11 protein-coding genes are annotated in these 9,816 nt (G+C 35.2%); 5 read left to right on the top strand and 6 right to left on the bottom strand.

The genetic code is table 11. From position 1 onward, the window contains the following. The 5 genes from ACY2V1_RS11060 to ACY2V1_RS07675 all read right to left on the bottom strand — a co-directional run. Positions 1-178: cytochrome c biogenesis protein CcdA (locus ACY2V1_RS11060; RefSeq protein WP_498040227.1), on the bottom strand; the 178-nt coding region annotated here is incomplete at its 3' end. After that, entirely contained in the window at positions 175-1,314 is a 1,140-nt protein-coding gene (locus ACY2V1_RS07690) for a radical SAM protein (protein WP_461834216.1), read from the bottom strand. The genes ACY2V1_RS11060 and ACY2V1_RS07690, both read right to left, overlap by 4 nt. 4 nt (positions 1,315-1,318) lie before the next feature. Then, positions 1,319-3,508, bottom strand: coding sequence for an acetate--CoA ligase family protein (locus tag ACY2V1_RS07685; RefSeq protein ID WP_461834215.1), 2,190 nt, complete (start codon positions 3,506-3,508; stop codon positions 1,319-1,321). 9 nt (positions 3,509-3,517) lie between these two features. After that, the gene (locus ACY2V1_RS07680) at positions 3,518-4,357 is read right to left on the bottom strand and encodes a hypothetical protein (protein ID WP_461834214.1); all 840 of its coding nucleotides are present in this window, start codon (positions 4,355-4,357) and stop codon (positions 3,518-3,520) included. Positions 4,358-4,369: 12 nt separating this feature from the next. Beyond that, the gene (locus ACY2V1_RS07675; RefSeq protein WP_461834213.1) at positions 4,370-5,152 is read right to left on the bottom strand and encodes an enoyl-CoA hydratase/isomerase family protein; all 783 of its coding nucleotides are present in this window, start codon (positions 5,150-5,152) and stop codon (positions 4,370-4,372) included. Between the two features lie 257 nt (positions 5,153-5,409). Here ACY2V1_RS07675 and ACY2V1_RS07670 point away from each other — a divergent pair, with 257 nt between their 5' ends. Beyond that, positions 5,410-6,021 (top strand): TetR/AcrR family transcriptional regulator, encoded by a 612-nt coding sequence (locus tag ACY2V1_RS07670; RefSeq protein WP_461834212.1) that lies wholly within the window; start codon positions 5,410-5,412, stop codon positions 6,019-6,021. Positions 6,022-6,025: 4 nt separating this feature from the next. On the opposite strand, the gene ACY2V1_RS07665 is transcribed toward ACY2V1_RS07670, so the two are convergent. Beyond that, positions 6,026-6,805, bottom strand: coding sequence for a 1,4-dihydroxy-6-naphtoate synthase (locus tag ACY2V1_RS07665; RefSeq protein WP_461834211.1), 780 nt, complete (start codon positions 6,803-6,805; stop codon positions 6,026-6,028). A gap of 86 nt (positions 6,806-6,891) precedes the next feature. On the opposite strand from ACY2V1_RS07665, the gene mqnE reads away from it, so the two are divergent. The 4 genes from mqnE to ACY2V1_RS07645 form a co-directional block, all read left to right on the top strand. Next, positions 6,892-7,980 (top strand): aminofutalosine synthase MqnE, encoded by a 1,089-nt coding sequence (gene mqnE, locus ACY2V1_RS07660; protein ID WP_461834210.1) that lies wholly within the window; start codon positions 6,892-6,894, stop codon positions 7,978-7,980. Between the two features lie 16 nt (positions 7,981-7,996). Next, positions 7,997-8,482, top strand: coding sequence for a permease (locus ACY2V1_RS07655; protein ID WP_461834209.1), 486 nt, complete (start codon positions 7,997-7,999; stop codon positions 8,480-8,482). Beyond that, entirely contained in the window at positions 8,479-9,012 is a 534-nt protein-coding gene (locus ACY2V1_RS07650) for a permease (RefSeq protein WP_461834208.1), read from the top strand. The genes ACY2V1_RS07655 and ACY2V1_RS07650 overlap by 4 nt, the downstream gene beginning before the upstream one ends. 47 nt (positions 9,013-9,059) lie before the next feature. Further along, positions 9,060-9,816 (top strand): CofH family radical SAM protein (locus tag ACY2V1_RS07645; protein ID WP_461834207.1); only part of this gene is annotated, 757 nt, incomplete at its 3' end.

Below are 9,816 nucleotides of genomic sequence, written 5' to 3'. Positions count from 1 at the left end.
TGGTTTTAGAAGAATGCACGGATTTTGAACCTACATATGAGGCAACAACTGGAATAAGTGGATATACACAGGGAGTTAAACTAGCGAGCACCCCACCTAAAAAACAAAAAAACGCCGAGACTAAAATGGATTTTCCAATAAATGAATTTAATGTACTTACAATTGTATCAATGCTCATATGTATTGATTCCCCATCTCTTCAATTAATTTGTCTATATCCATACCTTCTGAAGACTCTAACTCCTGTTTTGCCCTTTTGAGCCTTTGTTTTATATATGGGTTGGCCAGTTCTTTTACAGATCTAAGTCCCCCACCTCTCCTTCCAAGACGAAATAAAAGCCTGTCTTCATCTGGGAGTGATAAATACTCGTCAATTATACCTAACATTTTCTCTTTGTCTTCAGGGAATTTTCCTTCCACTTCCTCAAGTAAATTCATAATATGATCTGAAGTTAAAATACTAGTAATTCCATCTAAATTTTCTATAAAGAGTCTAATCTCCTGAACCACTTCATCTTCCGTGAGTTTTTTAAACTCTCCCTTTTTATACCTCTCAAAAAGGGGGGTAGAGGGCACAATGTGTAAAGTACGAAGTCTTATAAAATCAGGATTAATCTCGTTTATAACCCGAGCTGATGATATAGCATGGTCTTTCCATAAATCTTTTCCACCAAGCCCTGGCATCAGGTACTCTGATAGGGTAATACCAGCTTCTCTTACCTTTTGTCCTGACAAAATAAGCTGCTTTGCACTTGTCCCTTTTTTTACTAATTTGAGGACATTATCTGATCCTGACTCCATACCCACATGAATCCTGCTAAGACCAGCGTCTTTTAATTCCTTTATTTCTTCAAGGCTTTTTCTGGCAATTGTAGATGCACGACCATAAGTTGTAATTCTGGTAATTTGCGGAATTTTTTCCTTCAAATACCTAATTGCATTAACCAAATCCTCAGTCTTCATAATAAGGCTATTTGCATCCTGTATAAACACAGTAAAATTTCCGCGATATGCCCAGGCTGCAACGTGTTTATATTGTTCATGTATATTGGGATCCCTGAGAATCCCTGATATAAATTCCCTTGTCAACTCACCACTATATCCCTGTTTCCAGGACTTCTCCCTAAGATCATCCAAAATAAATCTAACCGCATCAATATCCCGCAAGATTTCGTTTAGGGGTCTTTTTGAAAACCTGGCTCCCTTATACACAGGGCAAAACTCACACTTATTCCACGGACAATTTCTAGTAAACCTAAGAAGCAGACTATATGCTTCACTAGGTGGTCTTATTGGACCCTGCTCAAACAACATTTATTTAGCTCCTTGATAGCCAGACAAAATATTCATACATCCTAGCACACGCCTTCACAGCATCTTCAGGGGAATTATAGCAAACTGTCTTATATTTTGAACCATGAATTTCATAAACAGTTTTATCATCAGGCTCTGTGTTTAGCCGAACACCAAAAATTGGCTTTTCATATTTATCCATCATTTTCGCACACACTTCCAAAAAATCCTTCTCATATACATCTACCATTTCTTTTATATTATCCAGAAAATCTTTTGAATACGTAGGATCGCTCTTTTCAATTGATGAAGTATATCTTTTCAAAAAATACTTTCTACCTAATATCCCTAAATTTATCACTGCATCACATCCACCCCAACTAAGGACCTTTTCAAGTATAGTCTTTGGAAGTTCAATATCCCAATTCCCCACAAGGTCTATTGGATTTGACCTGCTCCAAAAATCAGGAAGTTTTTCATCAATTAGTTCAATTAATTCTTGAGGAATTTTTGAGAGCTTAAGTCCATATTTAGCACAAAGATCAGCAGTTATAACACCCCAGCCACCACCTAAGGTAATTATAACCACCTTATTGCCCTTTGGAAGAGGAAGGGAAGAAAAAGACGCAGCAAGGTCTAAAAGGTCAGTAGGTGCATCAACCTTTAATATCCCAGCCTGACGACACATGGTATTGAATACTTTAACATTTGTTGCCATTGCCCCAGTGTGTGTTGAAGCTGCTTTAACTCCAGCATCGGTCTCTCCACCCTTTAAAAGAATAACAGGCTTTTTCTTGGATACTTTCTTTGCTAGCTCAAAAAATCTCCTTCCATTTTTTACACTTTCCACATACAACATCACTGTAGAGGTCAAATCATCCTCATAAAACGCCTCAAGATAATCTTCAATACACACCATGGCTTCATTCCCTGATCCACAAAATCCTCTGATACCTATACCCTGATCTGTGGCAAAAGATAGTAATTGAACTCCCATATTTCCAGATTGAGATACCATGGCAGTCCTGCCAGGTCTTGGTTGTACCAACGTCCCAATGCAATGAAAATTTGCATGGGGATTACAAAGTCCCATTGTGTTTGGACCAACTATAAAAACATTATTTTCCTTTGCAACTTGAACAAGACGCTGTTGTAATTTTTTACCTTCCTCTCCTGCTTCAGAAAACCCTGACGCTATGAGCAACATATAGTGTATATTTTTTTTAGCCAATTTTGGTATCAAATCAATGACAAACCTTGCAGGAATGGTGACTACAGCCAAGTCAATGGAATCTGGCAGTTGGTCTAGACTCGTATACATCTTTTTCCCAAAGGCATCCCCACCCCTTTTATTTACAAGATATATTTCTCCTTCATATCCACCACTTATTACATTTGTTGGTAGAAGATGTCCCCATTTCCCTAACTTTGAAGATGCCCCGATAAATACCACTGATTCAGGATAAAAAAACTTTCTCAAATTCTTAGGGTCCACCCTATCTGGATATACTTTAAAACAGGGATCTTGCTCTACTCCTATCAATGCATCAACTGCAATTACATCTCCACCTTTGGTTATTTTTACAGGGTTTATGTCTATCTCTTTAATATCCTCAAACTCAAGGGCTAGATCTGAGAGAGCCACTAATATCTTTGCCAATTTATCTATACTTACCGCCCGCTCTCCCCTAAAATTTCCAAGTAAGGCCTTAGATCTAATCTCATTTACACATCTTACAGCTTCATCAAGGGTTATTGGACACACCCTGAGTGCAAAATCCCCTATGGCCTCAGTAAAAATTCCGCCAAGGCCAAACATAACCACAGGCCCAAAATCAGGATCCCTGAACATCCCAACCACAAACTCTCTGGAACCCTTGATTTGTGGCTGAGCTATTATTTTTTCAATACCTAGATCCTTTTTAGATTCTAAAGACTTATATGCCTTCTTAAGGTCTTCCAAATTATATAGATTTGTTAAGACCAGCCCCATCTCAGATTTATGGGGGATATCCTTTGATATCCCCTTAAGGACCAGAGGATATCCCCATATTTTTGCAACTTGTTTTAAACTATCAATATCAACTACCTCTATCTCGTCTACTACACTAACACCAAACAAGGACAATATGGACTTGGATATACTCTCATCTAATGTCTTTAAACCTTCTTGCTTTGCCTTTTTTAGAATTCTTTGGATCTCATTTTTTTTCATCAAATTCTCCTATAGATCTTGCATCCAAATTATAGAAACACCCATTTTTTCAGCTGCTTTTTCAAGATCTTCCTCGATTTGTTCTACCACCACAACCTTTAACAAGGCTGAAGGCAGTTCTTTTTCCTTTTGAAGGTGCGAGACTGCATCTACAAATTCATCAATATCCTTTTTAGTTGGCGAATCCAAGATAGTACCAATTACAGTGTGTGATTTTTTATTTTTGGTTCCTCTACCAAAAATAGGAAACTGAATCTTGTTTCCCTTAATTTCAAAAGTTTTAGCTTTAAGATGTTCTTTCAAATTAAGGCTTAATTTTTTCTTTAGTGTTTTTGGTAAGTTAGATAAAATTCTATTAGTTGAAATCTTTTTTATGTTTTTCAAAAGGCCACTGACACTTTCTTTAAATTCCTTTGTTATCTCTTTAAGTCCCTTTGTGTTGTCCTCAATACAGGATATAACAGGCGAATAATCAACTTCTTTATTTTTTGAAACAGTAGATATAAGCTCCTTTTGTGTTTTTATTAGTTCCTCAATCTTTGATGTAAACAAATCTTTTACAGTAGTTATATGTGATGTGAGCTCTTTTATCTTCTCATCATTTTCCTTAAGTTTTTCATCTATCTTTTTTTGCAAGGATAAGTGTTCTGTTTTTAATGTTTCAAATTCTTTTTTTAATATATCAAGATCAGAAATGGATTCTAGCTTTGAACTTAAATCCTTAATATCGTCCTTTGTTAAAAAATTTTCTTGATCTTTATAAAATTCGTCAACAAAAGAATAAAAAGTTTCTCTAAACGTTGGATCCATTTTAGCAAGTTTTCTTACTAATTCAATACTAATATTCATTACAATCTCCTATTATCTTTTAAAATTTGGTTTTCTCTTTTCAAAAAATGCATTTACACCCTCTATAAAATCTGGATTACACCAGGCCATTACCTGATAATAGGCCTCTATATCCAACTGTGTGCTCAACTCATTTTTAAAGCTCATCTTGAGCATGGTTTTAATTGCCTGCATTGCATAAGTTGGTCCATAAGAAAGTCTCTTAGCAAGTTTCATAGTCTCTTGTTCCAATTTGTCAGCAGGAAAGATCTTATTGTATATTCCCATTTCATGGGCATCTTTGGCATCCAGGATTTTACCGGTTAAAAAAAGTTCAAATGCCCTGTGATATCCTATTTTTCTGGGCAAAAACCAACTACAACCACTATCAGGTACAGCTGCAATGTGAATAAAATTTGGGGCAAATTTGGCATTTTCTGATGCATAAATAATATCACACCCAAGTACTATGGCAGTACCAGCGCCAGCAGCCACACCATTAACACACGCAATAATGGGTTTCTTAACCTTTTCCATGGATAGAACCATATGATTTGTATAATCCATTATCTCTTTTTTTTGAAGGGGCTCTTTAGATGCTAGAAGCCAGTTTATATCGCCTCCAGCACAAAATGCACCCTGAGAGCCAGTCAGTACAATGACCCTCACAGAATCATCCCTATTAACCTTCTCAAATAGATCTATACATTCTATAACCAAATCTTTATTAAATGCATTTAATGTTTCTGGTCTGTTAAGCCTAACAACGCCAACTCCGTATTCATCGACCTCAAAAATCAAATTTTTATAATCCATATAAATCCCTCCCCAAAATTTGTGACCACCAATTTGACTTTCAGCCAAATATGGTAAGTGTGGAGTTTGTCTAACACATAACTACCTTAAGTTCAACATAAATACAAACCCAATTTGACTCTGAAAATGATTAAAACTTGACAATCAAAAAAATATGATTTTTAATGGGCGACCAGTAAGAAAGATGACACCTGCTGGTATCTTAAAATTTTTTTCTCATTTTTCAACCACAAACTTATAAAAAAGGAAGTCCATACATGTCTGAAAAAAAGGATAAGTTCCACGACACTGCCATTGAGATATTAAACGCTGCACAGGAACTTTTTTATGAAAAAGGCTATGAAAAAGCAACCACCAGGGAGATTTCCCAAAAGGTCGGTATCTCTAAGGCTGCTTTATACCATCACTTTACAAACAAAGAAGAAATCCTCTTTAAAATATGCTTAAAGGCAGCTGATGAGCTCATAAACAATATGAAACAAGCAATTTCCAGGAACAAAACCTTAGATATTCCATTAAAAGAGAAGTTAAAAGACATAATGTTGGAATATGCCACAACATACTTAAAGAACAAAAATTTTAATAAGATTCTGTTACATGAGATAGAATTCCTATCACCAGAAAAAAAGAGGATTATACTAGATAAAGAGACAGAAAACGTCCATCAACTCAGGAACTTTTTAAAGGAGCTTATGGACAAGGGAGTTATAAAAAAATTTGATCCAACAGTTATGACCTTTTCAATTATAAGCGCACTGCACTGGTTATACTTCTGGTTTAAACCTGAAAAAGGGCTTTCTTTAGAAGAAGTTATCGAACAAATTGCCCAAATGTATCTGGATGGGATAGAAATAAAAAAAGATCTTTAAAGGATTAAGACCCCAAAAACTCAATTGCTGCCCTTCCTTCATCTCCAATATCCTTTGAAAATTCATTTACAAAGGTCTTAATATGTTTTTTTATTACACTATCATCCATCTCCTGGGCATTTTGTTTAATAAGTGGCCAGATATCAGCTAAATTTTTTTCTGCATATTCAATACTTCTCTTTATACCATCTTCAATTTGTCCAATTACCCTTTCCCCAAGTTCCTTTTTTGCCAGAATGCACCCTAAAGGAATGGGATAGCTTGTTGTATCTTCCCACCACTTGCCAAGGTCAATTATCAACTCCAGTCCATATTCCCCATATGTAAAACGGGCTTCATGGATAAGAATGCCTGCATCTATGCCTCCCTCTAATATTGCGGGAATAATCTTATCATATCTAAGCTCTATAATTCTACCCTTAAAATCAGGCACGACCTTTTTAAATATATAAAAGGCAGTTGTATTTTTACCAGGAATTCCTATAGACTTATCTTGGACCTGAGATATGGAAAAACCTTTTTTTGATACAACCACTGGACCACATCCCCTACCAATTGCGCCACCACACCCAAGTAAAACATATTTATCCTTTACCTGTGAATATATTGCACAACTTACCTTGATTACATCATATATGCCCTGGATACAGAGATTATTAAGTTTTTCTACATCTTCTAAGAGAAAATCTATTTCAATGGGGAAAGGCACTTTTTTTAATAGCAGTCCACCAAAGATGTAGGTATCATTGGGACATGGAGATATTGCAAAGTTAAGCTTTCTCATAAACTATACCTCTTTACATATTTTTGTTGACTTTTATACACGGGCTCCTAAAATCCTCTTCAAACCAATTGGTATGGATTTAAATCATGCAAAATAAATTAAAAAAATACAAGATCGAAGATATCTTTGAAAAAATTTTAAATAACATAAGGATCACAAATGAGGAGGCCATAAAACTGTATAACATACCAGATCCATTAATCTTAGGATATCTTGCCAACCTAAAAAGGGAAAATTTACACGGAAAAAAAACAACCTATGTGTTAAACCAGCACATAAATTATACAAATGTCTGTGTTAATCAATGTAAGTTTTGTGTGTTTTCCCGAAAAAAAGGAGAAAATGGTTCATTTGAACTTACCCTTGAAGATATAGAAAAAAAAATAAAAGATCTCCCTTTAACAATAAAAGAAATCCATATAGTTGGTGGGTGTCATCCAGACTTTCCTTTTTCCTATTATGTGGAGATGTTAAAATTGATAAGAAGACTCGTACCACAAGCAACATTAAAATGTTTTACTGCAGTTGAAATTGAACACCTATCAAAAATTTCAGGTCTGAGGGTTGATGAAGTTTTAATAGAGCTAAAAAAAGCTGGGCTTGACATGATGCCTGGGGGAGGGGCAGAGATCTTTGATCCTGAGATAAGAAACAAGATCTGTCCTGAAAAAATTAGTGGCGAAAGGTGGCTGGAGATAATGGAAATAGCCCACAGCCTGGGGATAAAGACAAACTGTACCATGCTCTTTGGTCACATAGAATCTTTTGTCCACAGAATTGACCATTTAGACAAGTTAAGAAAGCTTCAGGATAAAACCAGTGGATTTGTATGTTTTATACCTCTTCCTTTTTTACCAAAAAAGAGCAAAATTAAAGTTAAAAAATCGGTCTTAGGAATAGAAACCCTAAAGACAATAGCCATATCAAGGCTTATGCTTGATAATATTCCACACATAAAGAGTTATTGGGTAATGCTCGGTTTAAAACTTGCCCAGAGTGCACTTTACTTTGGGGCAGATGATTTTGACGGAACAGTTGTAGAAGAAAAAATTGGCCACATGGCAGGGGCAAGATCACCCAATGTGCTTACCAAAAAAGAATTAATAGAAATGATAGAAGGCTGCGGCCTCATCCCTATTGAAAGAGATGGGATGTTTAACATTTTACCTAATTAAATAAAAAGGAATTTATATGTTTTACTATTTACTTAGTATTACAATATGTGCACTAATAATATCTTTTATTTTTGATAAGAACAAAACCATTAAGGCACTTAAGATTGCATATAAAAAATTTATGAATATATTACCTGCATTTTTGATTATGCTTATATTAGTTTCAATTGTACTTTTTTTAGTTCCAGACAAGATGATAATAAATTATCTGGGTACTAAAAATAAGTTTTTTAGTGTAATATTGGCTTCTATTTTTGGATCTATTACATTAATGCCAGGATTTATTGCATATCCTTTATGTGGGATTTTATTAAAAAAAGGTGTAAGTTATATGGTGCTCGCTGCCTTTACCACTACCCTTATGATGGTAGGAGTGATTAGTTATCCTGTGGAAAAAGAATATTTTGGCGCAAAGGTAACCATTATTAGAAATTTAATTAGTTTCATTATAAGCATCATTGTTGCTATTGCAATTGGATTTTTCTTTGGAGAATTGATATGAAAAAACAAAACAACTTTATTAAGATCACATTTATTGTCCTTTATTTTATATTTATCGTGGCATCATTTGTAATGAATTTTCAGCCAGGTAAACAAATAGGACTTAACTTTGCAACCTTTGCAATAGAGATGCTAAAAATTTTACCCTGTGCATTTATCTTAATTGGGCTCTTTGAAGTATGGGTAAAAAAAGAAAAAGTGGAAAAACACCTAGGTAAAGGTTCTGGCATGATGAGTTATTTCTGGGTAATACTACTTGCAGGAACAACAGTTGGTGGACTGTATGTAGCATTTCCTGTTGCCTATAGCCTATTTAAAAAAGGAGCAAAACTGTCTGTTATTTTTACCTACCTTGGGGCTTCTGGAATTTGCAGGATCCCTATGACCATCTTTGAGGCCTCATTTATGGGTATAAAATTCAGTATTATAAGACTCCTAGTCTCTCTACCTCTTGTAATATTTAGCTCTATTTTGCTTGGAAACTATCTTGAAAAGAGAAACTATAAAATTCGTACGAAAGGCGAGCTTTAATAACATTAAAAACTCTCTTTTTTTAATATCTATACGTGAGTTGGTGTATGTTAAGAAAAATTATAGACAAAGTTTTAATGGAGAAAAGGCTTACCTTTGATGAGGCCTATAAATTGTATTTAGAGGCTTCTTTTTTTGAGCTTGGTGATCTTGCAAATTTTATTCGCAAAAAAAAGCACCCTGAAAATATTGTTACTTATGTTGTTGACAGGAATATAAATTATTCAAACATATGTGTGTGCGGATGTAAATTTTGTGCTTTTTTTAAATCCCCTGGAGAGGATGGTGGATATGTATTAAGTTTTGATGAACTGGACAAAAAGATCCAGGAGACCCTTGAGCTAGGAGGAACACAAATACTTTTGCAGGGCAGCCACCATCCAGACTTGAAATTGAACTTTTATGAAAACATGCTAACTCATATTAAAGAGAAATTTCCCACTATCCATGTGCATGGTTTTTCCCCACCTGAAATAGTCCATTTCAGTAAATTAAATAACCTTTCCATAAAAAAAGTAATTAAGAGGTTAATTGCAGCAGGCCTTGATTCTATCCCAGGAGGTGGGGCCGAGATATTGGTTGATAGAGTTAGACATAAGGTCTCTCCAAACAAGTGCAGTGCAAGTGAGTGGCTGGATGTAATGGAGACAGCCCATAAGCTTGGATTAAAAACCACAGCCACAATGATGTTTGGCCATGTGGAAACAATGGAAGATAGGATACTCCATCTTATAAGGTTAAGGGATCTGCAAGATAAAACCAGGGGATTTACTGCCTTTATTCCGTGGGGTTTTCAACCAGACA

It is taken from the genome of Desulfothermus sp., assembly GCF_053993635.1.
This window is presented reverse-complemented; position numbering and strand designations above follow the sequence as displayed.

What these genes read in the sequence shown, in the direction of transcription:
- ACY2V1_RS07690 (WP_461834216.1), bottom strand. Translation starts at nt 1,314, where the DNA reads ATGTTGTTTGAGCAGGGTCCAATAAGACCACCTAGTGAAGCATATAGT.
- ACY2V1_RS07685 (WP_461834215.1), bottom strand. Translation starts at nt 3,508, where the DNA reads ATGAAAAAAAATGAGATCCAAAGAATTCTAAAAAAGGCAAAGCAAGAA.
- ACY2V1_RS07680 (WP_461834214.1), bottom strand. Translation starts at nt 4,357, where the DNA reads ATGAATATTAGTATTGAATTAGTAAGAAAACTTGCTAAAATGGATCCA.
- ACY2V1_RS07675 (WP_461834213.1), bottom strand. Translation starts at nt 5,152, where the DNA reads ATGGATTATAAAAATTTGATTTTTGAGGTCGATGAATACGGAGTTGGC.
- ACY2V1_RS07670 (WP_461834212.1), top strand. Translation starts at nt 5,410, where the DNA reads ATGTCTGAAAAAAAGGATAAGTTCCACGACACTGCCATTGAGATATTA.
- ACY2V1_RS07665 (WP_461834211.1), bottom strand. Translation starts at nt 6,805, where the DNA reads ATGAGAAAGCTTAACTTTGCAATATCTCCATGTCCCAATGATACCTAC.
- mqnE (WP_461834210.1), top strand. Translation starts at nt 6,892, where the DNA reads ATGCAAAATAAATTAAAAAAATACAAGATCGAAGATATCTTTGAAAAA.
- ACY2V1_RS07655 (WP_461834209.1), top strand. Translation starts at nt 7,997, where the DNA reads ATGTTTTACTATTTACTTAGTATTACAATATGTGCACTAATAATATCT.
- ACY2V1_RS07650 (WP_461834208.1), top strand. Translation starts at nt 8,479, where the DNA reads ATGAAAAAACAAAACAACTTTATTAAGATCACATTTATTGTCCTTTAT.